The sequence below is a fragment of the Streptomyces sp. NPDC058291 genome (assembly GCF_042880855.1).
Classification (GTDB): Bacteria; Actinomycetota; Actinomycetes; order Streptomycetales; family Streptomycetaceae; genus Streptomyces.
Genome location: NZ_JBHVYK010000080.1, coordinates 19,057 through 37,192 on the forward strand (window position 1 = coordinate 19,057; position 18,136 = coordinate 37,192).

19 protein-coding genes, 1 tRNA gene and 1 pseudogene are annotated in these 18,136 nt (G+C 72.8%); 12 read left to right on the top strand and 9 right to left on the bottom strand.

All coding sequences use genetic code 11. The features are described 5' to 3' along the window. Positions 1-66: 66 nt before the first annotated feature. Positions 67-858: an SAM-dependent methyltransferase gene (locus ACFVYK_RS30145; protein ID WP_389779479.1), complete on the bottom strand. Its 792-nt coding sequence runs from the start codon at positions 856-858 to the stop codon at positions 67-69. A gap of 122 nt (positions 859-980) precedes the next feature. Here ACFVYK_RS30145 and ACFVYK_RS30150 point away from each other — a divergent pair, with 122 nt between their 5' ends. Both ACFVYK_RS30150 and ACFVYK_RS30155 read left to right on the top strand, forming a co-directional pair. Next, the gene (locus tag ACFVYK_RS30150) at positions 981-1,850 is read left to right on the top strand and encodes a Cof-type HAD-IIB family hydrolase (RefSeq protein ID WP_389779481.1); all 870 of its coding nucleotides are present in this window, start codon (positions 981-983) and stop codon (positions 1,848-1,850) included. Between the two features lie 148 nt (positions 1,851-1,998). Next, the gene (locus ACFVYK_RS30155; protein WP_389779482.1) at positions 1,999-3,255 is read left to right on the top strand and encodes an amidohydrolase; all 1,257 of its coding nucleotides are present in this window, start codon (positions 1,999-2,001) and stop codon (positions 3,253-3,255) included. 92 nt (positions 3,256-3,347) lie between these two features. Here the strand turns inward: ACFVYK_RS30155 and ACFVYK_RS30160 are convergent, their stop codons facing one another. The 4 genes from ACFVYK_RS30160 to ACFVYK_RS30175 are packed head-to-tail and all read right to left on the bottom strand — an operon-like array spanning position 3,348 to position 5,320. Beyond that, the gene (locus ACFVYK_RS30160; protein WP_389779483.1) at positions 3,348-3,695 is read right to left on the bottom strand and encodes a DUF3140 domain-containing protein; all 348 of its coding nucleotides are present in this window, start codon (positions 3,693-3,695) and stop codon (positions 3,348-3,350) included. 31 nt (positions 3,696-3,726) lie between these two features. Then, on the bottom strand, positions 3,727-4,209 hold the full coding sequence (locus ACFVYK_RS30165) for a Dps family protein (protein WP_389779485.1): 483 nt from the start codon (positions 4,207-4,209) through the stop codon (positions 3,727-3,729). Beyond that, a complete protein-coding gene (locus ACFVYK_RS30170; RefSeq protein WP_389779487.1) occupies positions 4,206-4,463 on the bottom strand; it encodes a WhiB family transcriptional regulator in 258 nt (85 codons plus the stop codon). The genes ACFVYK_RS30165 and ACFVYK_RS30170 overlap by 4 nt, the downstream gene beginning before the upstream one ends. Positions 4,464-4,519: 56 nt before the next feature. Next, positions 4,520-5,320 (bottom strand): alpha/beta hydrolase, encoded by an 801-nt coding sequence (locus ACFVYK_RS30175; protein WP_389779488.1) that lies wholly within the window; start codon positions 5,318-5,320, stop codon positions 4,520-4,522. Positions 5,321-5,421: 101 nt separating this feature from the next. Here ACFVYK_RS30175 and ACFVYK_RS30180 point away from each other — a divergent pair, with 101 nt between their 5' ends. Together ACFVYK_RS30180 and ACFVYK_RS30185 are read left to right on the top strand one after the other, a co-directional pair. Further along, positions 5,422-6,609: a thiolase family protein gene (locus ACFVYK_RS30180; protein WP_389779490.1), complete on the top strand. Its 1,188-nt coding sequence runs from the start codon at positions 5,422-5,424 to the stop codon at positions 6,607-6,609. A 125-nt stretch (positions 6,610-6,734) separates the two neighbouring features. Then, positions 6,735-7,508, top strand: a complete 774-nt coding sequence (locus tag ACFVYK_RS30185) for a sulfite exporter TauE/SafE family protein (protein ID WP_389779491.1) — start codon at positions 6,735-6,737, stop codon at positions 7,506-7,508. A gap of 96 nt (positions 7,509-7,604) precedes the next feature. On the opposite strand, the pseudogene ACFVYK_RS30190 reads toward ACFVYK_RS30185, so the two are convergent. The 3 genes and pseudogenes from ACFVYK_RS30190 to ACFVYK_RS30200 all read right to left on the bottom strand — a co-directional run. Next, positions 7,605-7,914: pseudogene (locus tag ACFVYK_RS30190) on the bottom strand (MFS transporter); the annotation flags it as partial. A 25-nt stretch (positions 7,915-7,939) separates the two neighbouring features. After that, positions 7,940-8,713 (bottom strand): precorrin-6A synthase (deacetylating), encoded by a 774-nt coding sequence (gene cobF / locus ACFVYK_RS30195; RefSeq protein ID WP_389779492.1) that lies wholly within the window; start codon positions 8,711-8,713, stop codon positions 7,940-7,942. Between the two features lie 42 nt (positions 8,714-8,755). Further along, a complete protein-coding gene (locus ACFVYK_RS30200) occupies positions 8,756-9,286 on the bottom strand; it encodes a DUF309 domain-containing protein (RefSeq protein ID WP_389779494.1) in 531 nt (176 codons plus the stop codon). 100 nt (positions 9,287-9,386) lie between these two features. On the opposite strand from ACFVYK_RS30200, the gene ACFVYK_RS30205 reads away from it, so the two are divergent. From ACFVYK_RS30205 to ACFVYK_RS30225, 5 genes are all read left to right on the top strand, one after another. After that, positions 9,387-9,463 (top strand) — tRNA-Pro (locus ACFVYK_RS30205). Between the two features lie 169 nt (positions 9,464-9,632). Then, complete coding sequence (locus ACFVYK_RS30210; protein WP_389779496.1) at positions 9,633-10,619, top strand: aldo/keto reductase; 987 nt, start codon at positions 9,633-9,635, stop codon at positions 10,617-10,619. 47 nt (positions 10,620-10,666) lie between these two features. Beyond that, positions 10,667-11,239, top strand: a complete 573-nt coding sequence (locus ACFVYK_RS30215; protein ID WP_389779498.1) for a TetR/AcrR family transcriptional regulator — start codon at positions 10,667-10,669, stop codon at positions 11,237-11,239. 206 nt (positions 11,240-11,445) lie between these two features. Further along, positions 11,446-12,624, top strand: coding sequence for an acyl-CoA dehydrogenase family protein (locus tag ACFVYK_RS30220; RefSeq protein WP_389779500.1), 1,179 nt, complete (start codon positions 11,446-11,448; stop codon positions 12,622-12,624). Positions 12,625-12,626: 2 nt separating this feature from the next. Continuing rightward, positions 12,627-13,385: an SDR family NAD(P)-dependent oxidoreductase gene (locus tag ACFVYK_RS30225; protein WP_389779511.1), complete on the top strand. Its 759-nt coding sequence runs from the start codon at positions 12,627-12,629 to the stop codon at positions 13,383-13,385. Positions 13,386-13,430: 45 nt separating this feature from the next. On the opposite strand, the gene ACFVYK_RS30230 is transcribed toward ACFVYK_RS30225, so the two are convergent. After that, positions 13,431-14,216, bottom strand: a complete 786-nt coding sequence (locus ACFVYK_RS30230; RefSeq protein WP_389779501.1) for a GntR family transcriptional regulator — start codon at positions 14,214-14,216, stop codon at positions 13,431-13,433. Between the two features lie 433 nt (positions 14,217-14,649). Here ACFVYK_RS30230 and ACFVYK_RS30235 point away from each other — a divergent pair, with 433 nt between their 5' ends. From ACFVYK_RS30235 to ACFVYK_RS30245, 3 genes are read left to right on the top strand one after another with little or no spacing between them, the layout of a single operon-like run. Next, positions 14,650-15,669 (top strand): substrate-binding domain-containing protein, encoded by a 1,020-nt coding sequence (locus tag ACFVYK_RS30235; RefSeq protein WP_389779503.1) that lies wholly within the window; start codon positions 14,650-14,652, stop codon positions 15,667-15,669. Then, complete coding sequence (locus ACFVYK_RS30240; protein WP_389779505.1) at positions 15,669-16,745, top strand: ABC transporter permease; 1,077 nt, start codon at positions 15,669-15,671, stop codon at positions 16,743-16,745. The genes ACFVYK_RS30235 and ACFVYK_RS30240 overlap by 1 nt, the downstream gene beginning before the upstream one ends. Before the next feature lie 5 nt (positions 16,746-16,750). Beyond that, on the top strand, positions 16,751-17,668 hold the full coding sequence (locus ACFVYK_RS30245; RefSeq protein ID WP_389779507.1) for an ATP-binding cassette domain-containing protein: 918 nt from the start codon (positions 16,751-16,753) through the stop codon (positions 17,666-17,668). Positions 17,669-18,136 lie beyond the last annotated feature (468 nt).

The window sequence follows — 18,136 nt, forward strand, 5'->3', positions numbered from 1 at the left end:
ACGAGCGGTGCGACGAGGGCCGCCACGCCCGGCCGGGCGGGGCGGGAGCGCGTGTCCGTGCGTGCGTCAGGGTTTCACGGCCACCGCGCCGTACTGCGGCACCACCGCGAGGGAGTCGGCCTCCCCGCGCCAGCGCGAGCACGAGACCAGGCCCGGTTCCAGCAGCTCCAGTCCGTCGAAGAACGCGGCGATCTCCGGGCCGCTGCGGGCGGTGATCGGCGGTTTGGCGTTCTCGTTCCAGAACTTCATGGCCGGGATCTGGCCCTCGCCGCCCACCTCGCTGTCGTGGGTGGGGTGGGTCAGGACCAGGAAGCTCCCGGAGGGGACGTCGGCCATGACCTTGCGGACGATGTCGCGGGCCGCCTCCACGTCCAGGACGAAGTTCAGGATGCCCAGCATCATCACCGCGACCGGCCGCGTGAAGTCCAGCGTGCCCGCGGCCCGTTCGAGGATCGCGGCCGGGTCGTGCACGTCGGCGTCGATGTAGTCGGTGACGCCCTCGGCGGTGCCGGTGAGCAGGGTGCGGGCGTGCGCCAGCACGATGGGGTCGTTGTCGACGTACACGATCCGCGCGTCGGGCGCTACGCGCTGCGCGATCTCGTGGGTGTTGTCGGCGGTGGGCAGTCCGGTGCCGATGTCGAGGAACTGCCGCACCCCGCGCTCCACGGCGAGGTGGCGGACCGCCTGCCCGAGGAACCAGCGGTCCGCGCGGGCGATCTCCCGGATGAGCGGGAACATCCCGGCGACGTGCTCGCCGACCCCGCGGTCGACCTCGTAGTTGTCCTTGCCGCCGATCCAGTAGTTCCACACCCGCGCGTTGTGCGCCACGCTGGTGTCCAGCCGTGCCGGCCCGCTCACGTGACCGCCCCTTCCCACGTCCCGGCCCCAGTCGCGGGCCTCTGGCCGTCATTGTGCCGCCGGATGATCACCGCTGTCCCCGGTAGGGTGAAAAACCGCCGTTCCCGTACAGGAAGCACGACATGCCCTACACCCGCGTCCCCGGTCCGACCGCCCCCGAGCCGTCGGCCGACGCCGCCGACATACGCCTGGTCGTCACCGACATGGACGGCACCCTGCTCGACGACGACAAGCGGATCCCGGCGCGGCTGTGGGAGGTGCTGGCGCGGCTGCGCGAGCGCGGGGTGCTGTTCAGTCCGGCGAGCGGACGCCAGTACGCCTCCCTGGCCCGGGAGTTCGCCGACGTGGCCGAGGGCATGGTGTTCATCGCGGAGAACGGCGCCTATGTGGTGCGCGACGGCGAGGAGCTGAGCTCCGACCCCCTGGACCCGGACGTGGTCGCGGGGGTCGTGGCGGCGGCGCGGCGGCTCGCCGCCGACGGCGTCGACATGGGCGTCGTCGTCTGCGGGAAGCGGTCGGCTTACGTCGAACGGTCCGACGAGCCCTTCCTGGCCGAGGTGGCCCGGTACTACGTCCGCCACCAGGTCGTCGAGGACGTCGCCGCCGTCGACGACGAGATCGTCAAGGTCGCTCTGTTCGACTTCGGTCCCGCCGAGGAGCGCACCGCCCCGGCGCTCGCGTCCTTCGCGGACACCCACCAGGTGGTGGTCTCCGGCGAGCACTGGGTCGACGTCATGAACCGCACCGCCCACAAGGGCGCGGCCCTGCGCCGGCTCCAGCGGGAGTTGGGCATCACCCCGGCCCAGACCATGGTCTTCGGCGACTACCTCAACGACCTGGAGATGCTGGACGCCGCCGACTGGTCCTTCGCCATGAAGGGCGCCCACCCGGAGGTCGTCCGCCGGGCCCGTCACCTGGCCCCGTCCAACAACGACAACGGCGTGCTGCGCACCGTCGTCCGCCTGCTCGACCTGCCGGTGGCCGGAGTCTGACCCCTGTCGGCATCGGGTCGGGCCGCGCCCCCCGCGTTCCCCGGCGGTTCGGCCTAGGCTTCGGACAGGGCGAGACGCCGTGCCGAACGCGGCCTCTCGCAGGACCGGCGGCGCGAGCGGGGCCGGCGGCGCAGGAGAGGGGTGCGGTATGCGCGAAGCGGACGCCGTCGCCCGGCTGACCCGGGAGATCACCTCGGGGCCCGGCCCCGGTGACCCGCCCGGCGGTCTGGCGGACTTCTACCGGGATCTGCACCGCCGTCCGGAGCTGTCCTTCCGTGAACACCGCACCGCGGCGAAGCTCGCCGGGCGGCTGCGGGCCGCCGGGTACGCGGTGACCGACGGCGTGGCGCGGACCGGCGTGGTGGGGGTCCTCGCGAACGGCGACGGGCCGGTGGTCTGGCTGCGCGGCGACATGGACGCGCTCCCGGTGAGCGAGGCGACCGGCCTGTCCTACGCCTCGGACGTCGACGGGGTGATGCACGCCTGCGGCCACGATCTGCACGTGACCTGGCTGGCGGCCGCCGCCGAGGCGCTCGCCGCCGCCCGCGAGACGTGGTCCGGGACGCTGGTGGTGGTCGGCCAGCCCGCGGAGGAGGCGGGAGGCGGCGCGGCGGCGATGGTCGCGGACGGGATCCACGAGCGTTTCCCGCGTCCCGACGCGCTGTTCGGCCAGCATGTCGCACCGGGGCTCGCCGGGTTCTACCCGCACACCCCCGGTCTGACCCTGTCCGCGTCGGACGACGTCGACGTCGTCGTGCACGGCGTGGGCGGGCACGGGTCGCGGCCCGAGTCGACGGTCGACCCGGTCGTGACGGCCGCGTACGCGGTGACCCGGCTGCAGACCGTCGTCTCCCGGGAGGTCGCGGCGAACGAGGCCGTGGTGCTCACCGTGGGCCGGTTCCACGCGGGCACGACGTCGAACGTCATCCCCGCCGAGGCGCGGCTGGGGCTGAACGTGCGCACCCGGGACGCCCGGGTCCGCGAGCGCGTCCTCGCGGCGATCCGGCGGGTGGTGGAGGCGGAGTGCGCGGCCGCCGGCTGCCCGCTCCCACCGGACGTGACCGTCCTGCCGGGCTGCCCGAACACCGTCAACGACGCTCTCCTGGACGCAGAGATCGGCGCCGTCCACGGTGAACTCTTCGGCGCGGGAACGGTGTTCGACTTCGGCCAGGCGCTGGGCAGCGAGGACTTCTCCCTCCTCGCCCCGCCGGGCGTGCCGTACGACTACTGGTACGTCACCTCGACCCCGGCGGCCGTCTGGGAGGCGGCGCCGGGGGAGGACGTGAAGGAGAAGGTGGCCGCAGTGCCCGGAAACCACAGTCCGTTGTTCGCACCGGACCTGTCGGTGCTCGTGCCGGGCGTGCGCACACTGGTGTCGGCGGCGCTGTCCCGGCTCGCCGGCTGAGGCGCCCGCCCGGGCCCGGCAGCGCTGCCAGGGCCGGGCGGCCAGGGCCCGGCGTCCGGGTCGGGTCGTCCGGATCGCCCGTACGGCAGGCCCTAAGGCCGGAGCGGGTCGTGGCCGATGGTCATCAGGCGGTGGCGCCGGCGCGCCTCCTTCGCCTCGGCGTCGTCCGTCTCGGACTCGTTCTCCACGTCCGCCTCCTCGGCGACGATGTCCACGACCCGGTACATCACCCGGACGTCGTCGTCGGTGAGGTCGGTGCGCCGCTTCTGCAGGATCGTGAGGACGTGCTGCCCGGTCGGGCTGCCCGCCCGCTCGGGCAGCGGCTCCGCGTTCTCGTCGGCGTCGCGCACCCGCAGCCAGGCGGCCAGCTCCTGCGAGGTCATGTTCACGGCGCGGTGGAAGTCCTCCCACAGCGCGTCGAGTTCCAGGGCGTCGGTCATGGCAGGCCCCTCTCGCGCCAGGTCGGGCAGGTCACTTCTCGTTCGGCCAGTTCTCCGCCTCGAACATCCAGCGCTGCTTCTCCAGCTCGGCGGTGATGGCGATCAGCAGGTCCTGGGTGACCGGGTCGGCCTCCTCGGTCGCCGTGATCCGCTCGCGCAGCCGCGTGATGGCCGCGCTCAGGGTCTCCGCGATCACCGTGACGACGTCATCGTCGCGCAGCCAGCCGTCCTTGGGGGAGGGCAGGGTGAACGCCGAGGCGATCGTCTCCGGGCGGCCGTCCGGGGGCAGGCCCAGCGCCGCCGCGCGCTCGGCGACCGTGTCGGAGAAGGCGCGGGCCGTGGTGACGACCTCGTCCAGCTGGAGGTGGATCGAACGGAACCGGGGGCCCACGATGTTCCAGTGCGCCTGCTTCCCGATCAGGGAGAGGCCCAGAAGGTCCACGAGGGTGTTCTGCAACGCGTCGAAGGTGACCTGGCGGGCGGGTTCGGGCAGCGGGCTCTTCACGACAGTCATACGGGACTCCTCCTCTTCGCGTCATACCTGGCGACACGGAGCAGTTCCGCGCGTTCGTCCTCGCCGGCGCCGCCCCACACTCCCGATGTCTGTGCGGTGCCGAGGGCGTAGGACAGGCATTCGGCGCTCACCGGACACCGGGCGCAGACGCGTTTGGCCTCAGCGGCCTCCCGCAGTGCCGGCCCGGTCGTGCCCACGGGGAAGAACAGCTCAGGGTCCTCGCCCACGCAGGCGGCAGCGCGCAACCACTCCATGAGGGCGCGGGTGCCCCGGGCGAACCGCTGCAAACAGGGGTTTCGTGCCTTCCGCCTCAGGACGGGACGACACGGTCCAGGAAACGCGTCACGTCCGCGAACACCTGCGCCCTGTTCGTCTCCTGGAAGACCTCGTGCCGGGCGCCGGGGTAGATCCGCTCGGTGTGCGTGCCCGCGCTCAGCCGCTCCACGCCGATCCGGCTGCCGGCCGGCGGGACCAGTCGGTCGTCGTCGCCGTGCAGCCACAGCACGGGCAGCGGGGCGACGGCGCCCTCCTCGGCCACGGTCGCCAGGGTCCGCACGAAGGCCTCCAGCGTCGGCCGCTTCATCGGGCCGTGCCAGACCAGCGGGTCCGCCGCGTAGGCAGCGCCGACCGCCGGGTCGCGCGAGAGGGCGGCGGGGCTGACGGGAACGTCCGGGATCTCCTCGCGCGCGAGCAGCCGGCCGGGCAGCTCCCAGACGCCGATCACCGGGCCGGAGAGCACGAGCGCGGCGAGCCGGTCGCCGTGCCGCTGGGCGTACCGGGCCGCGATCAGGCCGCCCATCGAATGCCCGATCACGACCAGCGGGAGGTCCGGGTGGGCCGAGCGGGCCAGTTCCGCCGCGCCGTGCACGTCCTCGACCACGTCCTCGAAGTCCTCGATCACCACCCGCTCGCCCGCCGACCTGCCGTGCCCGAGGTGGTCGGGCGCGAACACGGCCGCGCCGTGCGCGCCGAGGACGTCGGCGAGTTCGCCGTAGCGGCCGCCGTGCTCGCCGTAGCCGTGCACCAGGAGGGCGAGGTACCGGGGGCGCGGGCAGGACCGCTCCCGTACCGCGATCGTGCCGCGGGTCCCGGCGAGGACGTGTCGGGGCATCGCTCCTCCAGCGGTGTCGGCGAAGTCTTCGAGGATCTTCCCAGGGGGTCGGCCCGGGGTCTATAGTCGAAAACTAGCAGTGCTAACCAAGGAGTCCTGTCGTGCGACCCGTCCACTTCGCGGCCGCCCGCCGCACCCCCGTCGGAAGACTGCGCGGAGCCCTGTCCTCCGTCCGGCCGGACGACCTCGCCGCCACCGTCATCCGCGGTCTGGTCGCCGACGTGCCGGCGCTCGACCCGGCCCGCGTCGACGACGTCTACTGGGGCGCCGCCAACCAGGCGGGCGAGGACAACCGCAACGTCGCCCGGATGGCCGCCCTCCTCGCCGGTCTGCCCGAGACCGTGCCCGGCGCCACGGTGAACCGGCTGTGCGCCTCGGGCCTGGAAGCCGTCACGACCGCGGCCCGCGCCATCGCCGCGGGCGAGGCGGACATCGTGCTCGCGGGCGGCTCCGAGTCGATGAGCCGCGCCCCCTTCGTGCTGGCCCGCCCCGACGAGGCCCTCCCGCACCGGGTGGAGACCGTCGACACCCGGCTCGGCTGGCGGCTGGTGAACCCCGCGATGAAGGACCTGCACGGGCTGCTCGCCATGGGGGAGACGGCCGAGGAGGTCGCCGCACGGTACGGCATCGACCGCGAGCGCCAGGACGCCTTCGCGCTGCGCAGTCACCGGCTGGCCGCACTGGCCCGCAAGGACGGCCACTTCGACGACGAACTGCTGCCCGTGCGACGCCCCGACGGCGTGCTCGTCGACGCCGACGAGGGCATCCGCGAGGACACCTCCTACGAGAAGCTCGCCGGGCTCAGGCCCGTCTTCCGGGAGGGCGGCACGGTCACCGCGGGCAACGCCTCGCCGATGAACGACGGCGCCGCGGGCCTGCTCCTCGTCAGCGAGGAGGCGCTCAACGAGCTGGGGCTGGAGTCCCTCGGCCGCTACGTCGCTGGCGCCTCGGCCGGCGTGCACCCCGACGTGATGGGCATCGGACCGGTCCCCGCGACCCGCAAGGCGCTGGCCCGCGCCCGGTGGAGCCTCGGCGACGTCCAGGAGGCCGAGTTCAACGAGGCGTTCGCCGCGCAGGTGCTCGCCTGCGTCGACCAGCTCGGCATCGACGCCGACCGGGTCAACCCCAGCGGCGGCGCGATCGCCCTGGGCCACCCGCTGGGCTGCTCGGGCGCCCGCATCCTCACCACCCTGCTGCACCGCATGCGCCGCACGGGGGCGGAGCGCGGCCTGGCCACGATGTGCGTGGGCGTCGGCCAGGGCAGTGCCGTCCTGGTCGAACGCCACTGACGGGGCCGGCGGCGGCGCCGCTCACGCCGACCGGGCCGGGGGCGTACGCCGGGCGGCCTGGGGGCGGTCAGCAGGCGAGACGGGCCCTGTGGGCTGCGGCGGATGTGCGTAGCATCTACCTCCGCATGAACATGATGACGTTGTGGCACATCACCGGCTGGGGTTTCGTCGCGCTCGCCTTCGCGGCGCTGCTGGTCGGTTTCTCCAAGACGGCCGTCAGCGGCGCCAACACGGTCAGCCTCGCGATCTTCGCGGCGGTCCTGCCCGCCAAGGCCTCCACGGGCGTCCTGCTGCCGATCCTGATCGCGGGCGACGTCCTGGCCGTCCTCACCTACCGGCGGCACGCCCACTGGCCGACGCTGTGGCGGCTGTTCCCGGCGGTCGCGGCCGGCGTGGTCCTCGGCACGCTGTTCCTGGTGTGGGCCGACGACGGGATCGTGCGCACCTCCATCGGCGCGATCCTGCTCCTGATGGCGGGCGTCACGGTGTTGCGGCGCCGCACGGCCGACGCGGCCGACGAACCCGATGGCGTGGCCACCCGGTCGGGCCGGATCAAGGCCCGCTCGTACGGCGTCCTGGGCGGCTTCACCACGATGGTCGCCAACGCGGGCGGCCCGGTGATGTCCCTGTACCTGCTCTCGGCCGGCTTCCGCAAACTCGGCTTCCTCGGCACCTCCGCCTTCTTCTTCCTGATCGTCAACGTGGCCAAGGCGCCCTTCAGCGCGGGCCTCGGCCTGATCGACGGCCACTCGCTGCTCCTGGACCTCGCGCTCGTCGCGTTCGTCGTCCCCGGCGCGCTGCTGGGCAAGTGGGCGGTGCACCGCATCGACCAGCGGCTGTTCGAGCGGTTGGTGATCGCGGCGACGGTGGTGGGCGGCCTGCAACTGCTGCTGCGCTGACGAGCCGGGCGCTCGGGAGCCGGGGGGCGCGGGCAGGAGGCAGGGCGCTGCCGTGGTGGCCGGTACGCGCTGCGGCCGTCGCGGCGCCGGCCTGGCGCTGAGGTCCTCGACCGGGAGCCGCTCGGCGAGGGTGTCCACCGCCGTCCGCAGGTCGCCGCCCGCGGGACGGCCGATGTCCCACGCCACCCGGTCCTCCGGCCAGGCCGCCCCCAGGCGTCGGTGATCACCCGGGCCTCGCGCGCGCCCGCCCGCGTGGGGGAAGCAGGACCGAGCGGTGGCGGGGTTCAGGTAGAAGGCCCACCGCGCGCTCGCCGCTTCCCTCGTCGACCATGCGGTCGAACACCGGCGGCAGGACTTCCGGCGGCAGATGCCGGCGGGCGGCGATCAGGCCCAGCCCGGCGTGCCCGCACGTGGGGCGGGCCGCCCGGGCGTTACTCCCGGTCCGGGTGGCGGCGCAGCAGGTAGGTGTCCATGATCCAGCCCTTGCGCTCACGGGCCTCGGCGCGCAGCCGCTCGATGCGGGGCCCGGCCTCGGCGATCGGGCCCGAGACGAGGATCTCGTCCGGGGTGCCCAGGTAGGCGCCCCAGTAGATGTCCATGTCGTCCTCGGCGTACCGGCGGAACGTCTGGTGGGCGTCGAGCATCACCACCACGTCGTCGACGCCGTCCGGGAACCCCTCGGCGAGCCGCCGGCCGGTCGTGATCTGCACGGGCCGCGCCACCCGGTTCAGACCGGTGCGGTGCCGGGCGACGAGCGTCGAGACGCTGCTGATCCCGGGGACGACGTCGTACGCGAACGCCACCGCGCCCCGGTCCAGGACCTCCTGGAGGATGCCCAGCGTGCTGTCGTACAGCGCGGGATCGCCCCACACCAGGAACGCCCCGGTCTCGTCCTCACCGAGCTCCTCGGCGATCAGGTGCTCGTAGATGCCGGCGCGGGCGCTGCGCCAGTCGCCGACGGCGGGGGAGTAGGCCGCGCCCTGCGCCCGGCGGTCGCGCTCCGGGTCACGCGCCTCGACCACCCGGTAGCCCCCCCGGGGCAGGTGCGCGTCCAGCATGTCGTGACGCAGCCGCGTGAGGTCGCTCTTCACCTCGCCCTTGTCCAGGACGAAGAACACGTCCGTGTCGCGCAGTGCCCGCACCGCCTGCAGGGTCAGCTGGTCGGGGTCGCCCGCGCCGATACCGATGACATGAATCCTTCGCACGCCACGAGTGTGCCGTACCGCGCCGACGACGCCCGTGCCGGGTCAGCGCAGCCGCGGCGCCGCGGTCTTCGCGTCCACGCTCGCGCCGGCGTGCTCCACCGACTCCGCCAGGTCCCGCGCCCACCGCGTCAGCCCCGCGAGGTCGACCCCGTACGGCCGGTCCTCGCCCGTGCCGGCCGACCACTCCCGCACGGCCTCCGCGCCGCGCCGCAGCAGCCGCGCCCCGCCCGCGTGGTTGCCCCGGGCGGCGTGCGTGAGGCCCACCGCGAGCTGGGCGAGCCCGCGCCACAGGGCGCGCTCGCCGTCGGGCCCCGACTTCCAGGCGTCCTCGAAGACCTCGTGCGCGTGGAAGGGCTTCCCGGCGTCCAGCAGGGCCTGCGCCTCGGCGACCGTCTCCTGCGGGGTGCGCACGACGCCCTCGGGCTGCCGCTGCACCCCGTCCGCGCCGTACGGGAGGGGCCGCCCGAGCCCGTCGCGCGGCCGGGCGTTGCGCGCCCGCCCCTCGCCGTCCCGGTCCCGGCGCGCCGCGTCCCGGCCGTCGCGCGTGCCTCCTGTGCTGCCCCAACGGTCCATACGACGATTGTCCCGCGCCCGAGCCCCTTTCGGCGAAGCGCCCGGCGTGGGGTAAAGTGCTGTTCGCGCGGTCACACGGCGAACACCGTGGAAAGCGCATCGGGACGTGGCGCAGCTTGGTAGCGCACTTGACTGGGGGTCAAGGGGTCGCAGGTTCAAATCCTGTCGTCCCGACCAGCTTCACGGCAGGTCGGAAGCCGCTTTCTCATCCGGAGAAGGCGGCTTCGGTGCGTCCGGGGCCGGGTGGGGACGCACCCTCCCGCGAAACCCCTTGCCCTGAAGCGCACTTCAAGCGCGAGACTCCCGTTCGAGCCGGAGGACACCCGGCGCAACGGGAGGAGACGTCATGAAGTACCGCACCCTGGGCACGGACCCGGCCACCCGCCGCGAGGTCAGCGTCCTCGCGCTCGGCACGATGCTCTTCGGGTCGGTGACCGACGAGGAGACGTCCTTCGCCGTCCTCGACCGGTACGCCGAGGCCGGCGGGAACTTCGTCGACACGTCCGACAACTACGCCTTCTGGGCGGACGGCGGACAGGGCGGCCAGAGCGAGGAACTCCTCGGCCGCTGGCGGCGCAGCCGGGGCGTCGGCGACGAGATCGTCGTCGCCACCAAGCTCGGGGCGCGGCCGCTCGCGCCCGGCACCGACTACATCGACAACCCGGAGGGCCTGTCCGCGAAGGCGATCCGCGAGGCCGCCGAACGCAGCCGGGACCGGCTCGGCGTCGAGAGGCTGGATCTGCTCTACGCGCACATCGACGACCACGCCGTCCCGCAGCGGGAGACCGTCGAGGCCTTCGCCGAGCTCGTCGCCGAGGGCACGGTCGGGCTGCTCGGGGTGAGCAACCAGGCCGTCTGGCGGGTGGAGCGGGCCCGCGCCCTGGCCGCCGCGGCCGGTCTGCCCGGCTACGAGGTGCTCCAGTACCAGCACAGCCTGCTGCGCCCGCGCACCGACATCCCCGACGCCCTCTTCCCGGACGGGAGCCTCGGCCACGCCGGTCCCGAGCTGCGCGGCTATCTGCGGGCGGAGCCCGGCCTGACCCTCGTCGCCTACTCGCCGCTGCTCAAGGGCGCGTACACCCGCCGGGACCGGCCGCTGCCGCCGGACTACGACCACCCCGGCACCCCGGCCCGGCTCGCCGTGCTGCGCGACGTCGCCCGGGAGACCGGCGCGAGCGTCAACCAGGTGGTGCTGGCATGGCAGTTGGGCGGTGAGCTGCCGATCGTGCCGCTGGCCGGGGCCTCGTCGGTGGCCCAACTGGAGGAGAACCTGGCCGCCGTCGACCTGGAGCTGACCGAGGAGCAGCGCTCCCGGCTGGATGCCGCGCACTGAGGTCAGGCGGGTGACCCGGCGGTAACCGGGGAGGCTACGCTGGGTTCATGCCGTCCCCCCGCCGCACCGCCCGACAGGCCGAGCTTTTGGAACGACTCGTCGCGCTGCTGACGGCGGAGGGGTTCTCGGACTTCACCCTGGACGACCTCGCCGAGCGGCTGCGCTGTTCCAAGACGACCCTCTACCAGCTGGCCCGCAGCAAGCAGGGGCTGGTGGTGGAGGCCGTCAAGCACTACTTCCGCGGGGCGACCGAGGCCGTCGAGAAGCGGGTGGGGCAGACCGTCGACCCCTCGGACCGGGTCCGGGTGTACCTGAGCGCCGTGGCCGAGCAGCTGCGTCCGCTCTCGCGCCGGTTCCTCCAGGACGTCGCGGACTTCCCGCCCGCCCGCGAGGTGTACGAGGCCAACACGCGGATGGCCGCGGAGCGGGTGCGCCGGCTGATCGCCGAGGGCGTCTCCGACGGCGCCTTCCGCGAGGTGCACACCGCGTTCGTCGGCGAGGTCGCCGCCGCGACCATGCGCCAGATCCAGCAGGGCGAGCTCAAGGCGCGCACCGGGCTGACCGACGCGGAGGCGTACGAACAGCTCGCCTCGCTGATCGTGCACGCCGTCTCGTCCTGACGCCCGGCCGGCTCGTCCGGCTCGCCCTCCGCGTCCGGCCCTCGTCCGGCTCGTCCGGCCCTCGTCCTCCTCGTCCGGCCTTCGTCCGGCCACCCCCTCGTTCGCGGGGTGCTGCGGAGTATCCTGGTGGCGTACTGTTGATGATACGTTCGTACACACGGCAGTATCATTCCCGGTACTGTCCGCACTCCTCCGTGGAGGTCACCATGCCTGCCACTCGCGCCCTGCCGACCGAGGAAGCCGTCGAGCTCATCCAGCTCACGCGCACCCTCGCCGCCAAGGAACTCGCACCCCGGGTCGCCGACGCGGAGGCGGACGGGGCGTTCCCCCGGGACGTCTTCCGCACCCTCGGGCGCAGCGGCCTGCTCGGACTGCCCTTCGCCGAGGAGTTCGGCGGCGCGGAGCAGCCCTACGAGGTCTACCTCCAGGTCCTGGAGGAGGTCGCCGCCGTCTGGTCGAGCGTCGCCGTGGGCATCTCCGTGCACGCTCTGTCGTGTTTCCCGCTGGCCCGCTTCGGCACCGACGAGCAGCGGCGCGGGTGGCTGCCGGACATGCTCGGCGGCGAGCTGCTCGGCGCGTACTGCCTGTCCGAGCCGCACGCCGGCTCCGACCCGTCGGCCATGCTCACCCGGGCGGTCCGCGACGGTGACGGCTATGTCCTGAACGGCTCCAAGGCCTGGACCACGCACGGCGGTTACGCCGACTTCTACACGGTGATGGCCCGCACCTCCGACGACCGCACCCACGGCATCTCCTGCTTCCTGGTCCCGGCGGACGCCCCGGGGCTGAGCGCCGACCCGCCGGAGCGGAAGATGGGCCTGACGGGCTCGGCGACCGCGACCATGCGTCTGGACGACGTCCGGGTGCCCGTGGAGCGCCGGATCGGCGAGGAGGGTCAGGGCCTGAAGATCGCGCTCGCCTCCCTCGACTGCGGTCGGCTCGGCATCGCGGCCGTCGCCACCGGGCTCGCCCAGGGCGCGCTGGACCACGCGGTGCGCTACGCCCGTGAGCGGGAGACCTTCGGCAAGCCGATCATCGAACACCAGGGGCTGGCGTTCGTGCTGGCCGACATGAGCGCCGCGATCGAGTCGGCGCGGGCCGCCGCGCTGTCCGCCGCCCGCCTGAAGGACATCGGCGTGCCCTTCACACGGGAGGCGTCGATCGCCAAACTCGTGGCCACGGACAACGCCATGAAGGTGACCACGGACGCCGTGCAGGTCCTCGGGGGGTACGGGTACACCCGTGACTTCCCGGTGGAGCGTTACATGCGCGAGGCCAAGGTCATGCAGATCTTCGAAGGAACCAACCAGATCCAGCGCATGATCATATCCCGTGCGCTGGACCGCGACGAGGGCGGTGTGCTCACCGTCCTCGGCAAGGAGTGATGATGCAGCTCGAGAACACCGCCGCCCTCGTCACCGGCGGTGCGTCCGGCCTCGGCGCGGCCACCGCGAAGGCACTCGCCGGGCGCGGCGCCCGGGTCTTCGCCGTCGACCTCAAGGACGGCGTCGACAAGGCGCCCGAGGTCGACGGCGTCACCTACGTCCCCGCCGACGTCACCGATCCCGAGCAGGTGCGCGCCGCCGTCGCGACGGCGGCCGGCTCCGGCCTGCCGCTGCGGACGGTGGTCAACTGCGCGGGCATCGGCCCGTCGGCGCGGATCCTCGGCAAGAAGGGCGTCCACGACCTGGGCCTGTACGCCAAGGTGATCCAGATCAACCTGATCGGCACCTTCAACGTGCTCGCCCTCGCCTCCGAGGCCATCGCCGAGACCGAGGCCGACGCGGACGGCCAGCGGGGCGTCATCGTCAACACCGCCTCCATCGCCGCGTACGACGGCCAGGTCGGCCAGGCGGCCTACGCGTCCTCCAAGGGCGGGGTGGTCGGGCTGACCCTGCCCGCCGCGCGCGACCTCGCCCAGTACGGCATCCGGGTGTGCACCATCGCCCCGGGCATCGTGGAGACGCCGATGCTGGCGACCGTGTCGGAGGAGTTCCGGGCCGGGCTCGCGGCCGGCGTGCCCTTCCCGCGCCGGCTGGCCCGACCCGAGGAGTACGCGCAGCTCGCGCTGTCGATCGTCGACCACGACTACCTCAACGGCGAGACCATCCGGATGGACGGCGCGCTGCGGATGGCCCCGAGGTAGGCCGGCGCGGGCGGTCCGCCCCCTGGGGCCTCCGGCCGGCTCCGCCTAGGTTCTGACCAGCAGCTGGAAGTCGAAGGCGTACCGGGACGCGCGGTAGACGTGCGTCCCGTGCTCCACCGGCCGCCCGGTGTCGTCGTACGCCGTGCGCTGCATGGTCAGCAGGGCCGCTCCCTCCTTCTCTGCGAGCAGCGCGGCCTCCTCGACGGTGGCCGAGCGGGCTCCCACGGTCTGGCGTGCGCTGTGCAGCGTGATGCCCGCGGAGCGCAGCAGCCGGTACAGGCCGGTCGACTCCAGGCGTTCGGTGTCGAGGTCCAGGAGCGCCGGCGGCAGGTAGTTGCACAGGAACGCCACCGGCGCTCCGTGCGTGGCGCGCAGCCGCTCCAGCAGGGTGACCTCGCTGCCCTCCGCGACGCCCAGCGCGGCCGCGACGTCCGCGGGCGCCGGCACGCGCTCGTTGCGCACGACCTCCGTGGTGGGGCCCTGTCCGGCCGCCTCCAGGTCGTCGTAGAGGCTGCTCAGCTCCAGCGGCCGCTTCACCTGGCTGTGCACCACCTGCGTGCCCACTCCGCGGCGGCGCACCAGCAGGCCCTTGTCGACCAGCGACTGGATCGCCTGGCGGACCGTCGGGCGGGACAGGCCGAGGCGGTTCGAGAGGTCGATCTCGTTGCCCAGGAGGTTGCCGGGGGCGAGGGCGCCGTGCTCGATCCCCGCCTCCAACTGCTGGGCGAGCTGGTGGTAGAGCGGTACCGGGCTGCTGCGGTCCAGCGCGAAGTGCACCGCGTCGAGCGCCGAGCCGGGCACTGCTCGGGCACGGTCGCCGGCCTTGGCCATCGGGGCACCTGCTTTCCGGACGTCACCGCTCGCGCGAGGGGTACGCGCCCTCGCAGGGGGTAGAGATCGATTCCGATGCGTCCCGTCGTGATCGCACGCCGTGGCCGGGCCGGCCGGGTCCCGCGCGAGGCTCCGCACGGCGGCCCGGCGGTCTGGCGTCTCCCAGGTGTAGGTCCGGCGGACCACCCGTGTCAATACTTTGTTCTAACATTCGGACCTGCACGTGAAATGATGTCATAACAAAGTATTGACACCGGGCCCGTCACGGGATTGGATCCCGTCCCAGCAGCGCACGGGCCGAGTCCGGGACTCCTGAACAGTCGCGGACCCGGCCCCAAGGCCCCAATCTGAGGAGAAACGGGGCCCCGGATCCTCGCGATCGCCCTCCCCCTTCCCCGTCGTTTCCCCCGTAGCACAGTGAGGTGCAGGAAAGATGGACAGCTCTTCTCCGTCCCGCTCGCGCAGAATCGCCCCGGTCGTGGCCATGGCCGCGGCGGTGGCCCTGACCCTCGCAGGCTGCTCCAGCAGCTCCGGCGGAAAGAAGTCCGAGGAGAGCGCGGACGGCGCTTCCGCGGGCAAGGCGAGCACCCCGAAGATGACGGTCGCCCTGGTGACCCACCAGTCGCCCGGCGACACCTTCTGGGACATCGTCCGCAAGGGGGCCGAGGCCGCCGCGGCCAAGGACAACGTCAAGCTGGTGTACTCCGCCGACCCGAGCGCGGGCGGCCAGGCCAACCTGGTGCAGAACGCGATCGACCAGAAGGTCGACGGCATCGCGGTCACCCTCGCCAAGCCCGACGCCCTCAAGACCGTCATAGGCAAGGCGACGACCGCGAAGATACCCGTGGTCGGCCTCAACTCCGGTGTGAGCGAGTGGAAGAAGCTCGGTCTGCTGGAGTTCTTCGGCCAGGACGAGACGGTGGCCGGCGAGGCGCTCGGCAACAAACTGAACTCGCTGGGCTCCAAGAAGGTCGTCTGCGTCATCCAGGAGCAGGGCAACATCGGCCTGACCCAGCGCTGCGACGGCGTGAAGAAGACGTTCTCCGGATCCATCGAGAACCTCTACGTCAACGGCACCGACATGCCGTCCGTGAAGTCGACGATCACCGCCAAGCTCAGCCAGGACAAGGCCGTCGACCACGTCGTCACGCTCGGCGCGCCCATCGCGCTGACCGCCGCGCAGTCGGTGTCCGACGCCGGCAGCAAGGCCAAGATCGCCACCTTCGACCTCAACAAGGACCTGACCGGCGCCATCAGCAAGGGCACCGTCGAGCTGGCCGTCGACCAGCAGCCGTACCTGCAGGGCTACCTGGCGATCGACTCGCTGTGGCTCTACAAGAACAACGGCAACTACATGGGCGGCGGGGAGCAGCCGGTGCTGACCGGTCCGGCCTTCGTGGACAAGTCCAACGTCGACGCGGTGGCCGCCTACGCCGCGAAGGGCACCCGGTGATGAGCATGACTCGGCACGCCGAGCCGGCGGTGGGGACACCGCCGGCCCCCGGCCGCAGGGAGAGTGACGGCCGGACCGCGCAACGCCCCCTGGCGCTGCGCCTGTTGGCCCGTCCCGAGGTGGGCGTGTTCCTCGGCGCGGTGGCGGTGTACGTCTTCTTCCTGATCTCGGCGCCGCCGGTGCGCGAGGGCAGCGCGATGGCGAACATCCTCTACCAGTCGTCGACGATCGGGATCATGGCGCTGCCCGTCGCGCTGCTGATGATCGGCGGCGAGTTCGACCTGTCGGCCGGCGTCGCGGTGATCACCTCGGCGCTCACCGCGAGCATGCTCAGCTACCAGCTCACCATGAACGTCTGGGTGGGCGTGGTCGTCGCGCTCCTGGTCAGCCTGGGGATCGGGTTCTTCAACGGGTGGATGGTGGTCAGGACCGGGCTGCCCAGCTTCCTGATCACCCTGGGCACGTTCCTGATCCTGCAGGGCGTGAACCTCGCGGTCACCAAGCTGGTCACCGGCAACGTGGCCACCGACGACATCAGCGACATGGACGGATTCGACCAGGCCAGGAAGGTCTTCGCCTCGTCGTTCGAGGTCGGCGGCGTCCAGGTGAAGATCACGATCGTCTACTGGCTGGTGTTCGCGGCCCTGGCCACCTGGGTGCTGCTGCGCACCAAGTACGGCAACTGGATCTTCGCGGTCGGCGGCAACAAGGACTCCGCGCGGGCGGTCGGCGTGCCCGTGACGTTCACGAAGATCTCGTTGTTCATGCTGGTCGGCTTCGGCGCCTGGTTCGTCGGCATGCACCAGCTGTTCACCTTCAACACCGTGCAGTCCGGCGAGGGCGTCGGCCAGGAGCTGATCTACATCTCCGCGGCCGTGATCGGCGGCTGTCTGCTGACCGGCGGCGCCGGCTCGGCGATCGGCCCGGTCTTCGGCGCGTTCATGTTCGGCATGGTGCAGCAGGGCATCGTCTACGCCGGCTGGAACCCGGACTGGTTCAAGGCCTTCCTCGGCGTGATGCTCCTCGGCGCCGTCCTGATCAACTTGTGGGTCAGCCGCGCGGCGACCCGGAGGTGACCCCCATGACATCCAGCAACCACACCGGCGCCCACGGGGCCGTCATCGCCGACGTCGTCGCCGAGGGCGCGGACGGGGCGATCGTCGAACTGCGCGACGCGGGCAAGTCCTACGGCAACATCCGTGCCCTGCACGGCGTCAGTCTGACCGTCCACCCCGGCCAGGTGACCTGCGTGCTCGGCGACAACGGCGCCGGCAAGTCCACCCTCATCAAGATCGTCTCCGGCCTGCACCAGCACACCGAGGGCGAGTTCCTCGTCGACGGCGTGCCGGTGCGCTTCTCCACCCCGCGCGAGGCCCTCGACCGGGGCATCGCCACCGTCTACCAGGACCTGGCCACCGTCCCGTTGATGCCGGTGTGGCGCAACTTCTTCCTCGGCTCGGAGATGACCAAGGGCTCCTGGCCGCTGCGCCGTCTCGACATCGACCGGATGAAGAAGACCGCCGACGAGGAACTGCGCAACATGGGCATCGTCCTGGACGACCTGGAACAGCCCATCGGCACCCTCTCCGGCGGCCAGCGCCAGTGCGTCGCGATCGCCCGCGCCGTCTACTTCGGCGCCCGCGTCCTCATCCTCGACGAGCCCACCGCCGCCCTGGGCGTCAAGCAGTCCGGCGTCGTGCTGAAGTACATCGCCGCCGCCCGCGACCGCGGCCTCGGCGTCATCTTCATCACCCACAACCCCCACCACGCCTACATGGTCGGCGACCACTTCAGCGTCCTGCGCCTGGGCACCATGGAGCTCACCGCCTCCCGCGACCAGGTCAGCCTCGAAGAACTCACCAACCACATGGCCGGCGGAGCCGAACTCGCCGCCCTCAAGCACGAGTTGTCCCAGGTCCGCGGCGTGGACGTGGACAGGCTCCCGGAGGAGAAGGACCTCACCGCTCCGGTGGCGGGCCCGGGGGAGGGGAAGTCCTGAGCCGTGCGGGGCGCCGGACCGCACCGGGGTGAGGTCGGCTCCCGACGCGTGGGGCCGGTGCTCCCGGGGCCGGACCGGAGGTCCGCACCGACACGCGGAGGGAACACGTGCGTTCGGCTCGCCCCCGGGCGCGAGGTGCTGCGCCAACCGCCCTGCGGGAAACCGGAGTCGGGGGTGGTCCTGACGTCCGCACAGCGGCTCGGTGTCGAACTGTCCGCGGTCGTCGGGCAGGAGGTGCGCCCATGCGGGCCGGACGAGCACCCGTGCGGGCCGGACGAGCCGCTGCCCGGCCCGGTTGCGCGGGCGCAAGTTCCGCCGCTTGTGCGGGGCATGAGGAGTCGCTGACCGCAGGCGCGGGGGGCGCCCCGGCCCGCCCCGGGGGGGGGCGCCCCCCCCGCAGGGGGGTCAATAGTGGGGGCCAGGGGGCCCCGCCCCCCCCCGGCGCCGGGGGGGGGGGGGGGGGGGGGG

Coding starts and splice junctions, on each gene's coding strand:
- ACFVYK_RS30150 (WP_389779481.1), top strand. CDS start 981: ATGCCCTACACCCGCGTCCCCGGTCCGACCGCCCCCGAGCCGTCGGCC.
- ACFVYK_RS30155 (WP_389779482.1), top strand. CDS start 1,999: ATGCGCGAAGCGGACGCCGTCGCCCGGCTGACCCGGGAGATCACCTCG.
- ACFVYK_RS30160 (WP_389779483.1), bottom strand. CDS start 3,695: ATGACCGACGCCCTGGAACTCGACGCGCTGTGGGAGGACTTCCACCGC.
- ACFVYK_RS30165 (WP_389779485.1), bottom strand. CDS start 4,209: ATGACTGTCGTGAAGAGCCCGCTGCCCGAACCCGCCCGCCAGGTCACC.
- ACFVYK_RS30170 (WP_389779487.1), bottom strand. CDS start 4,463: ATGGAGTGGTTGCGCGCTGCCGCCTGCGTGGGCGAGGACCCTGAGCTG.
- ACFVYK_RS30175 (WP_389779488.1), bottom strand. CDS start 5,320: ATGCCCCGACACGTCCTCGCCGGGACCCGCGGCACGATCGCGGTACGG.
- ACFVYK_RS30185 (WP_389779491.1), top strand. CDS start 6,735: ATGAACATGATGACGTTGTGGCACATCACCGGCTGGGGTTTCGTCGCG.
- ACFVYK_RS30200 (WP_389779494.1), bottom strand. CDS start 9,286: ATGGACCGTTGGGGCAGCACAGGAGGCACGCGCGACGGCCGGGACGCG.
- ACFVYK_RS30210 (WP_389779496.1), top strand. CDS start 9,633: ATGAAGTACCGCACCCTGGGCACGGACCCGGCCACCCGCCGCGAGGTC.
- ACFVYK_RS30215 (WP_389779498.1), top strand. CDS start 10,667: ATGCCGTCCCCCCGCCGCACCGCCCGACAGGCCGAGCTTTTGGAACGA.
- ACFVYK_RS30220 (WP_389779500.1), top strand. CDS start 11,446: ATGCCTGCCACTCGCGCCCTGCCGACCGAGGAAGCCGTCGAGCTCATC.
- ACFVYK_RS30225 (WP_389779511.1), top strand. CDS start 12,627: ATGCAGCTCGAGAACACCGCCGCCCTCGTCACCGGCGGTGCGTCCGGC.
- ACFVYK_RS30230 (WP_389779501.1), bottom strand. CDS start 14,216: ATGGCCAAGGCCGGCGACCGTGCCCGAGCAGTGCCCGGCTCGGCGCTC.
- ACFVYK_RS30235 (WP_389779503.1), top strand. CDS start 14,650: ATGGACAGCTCTTCTCCGTCCCGCTCGCGCAGAATCGCCCCGGTCGTG.
- ACFVYK_RS30240 (WP_389779505.1), top strand. CDS start 15,669: ATGAGCATGACTCGGCACGCCGAGCCGGCGGTGGGGACACCGCCGGCC.
- ACFVYK_RS30245 (WP_389779507.1), top strand. CDS start 16,751: ATGACATCCAGCAACCACACCGGCGCCCACGGGGCCGTCATCGCCGAC.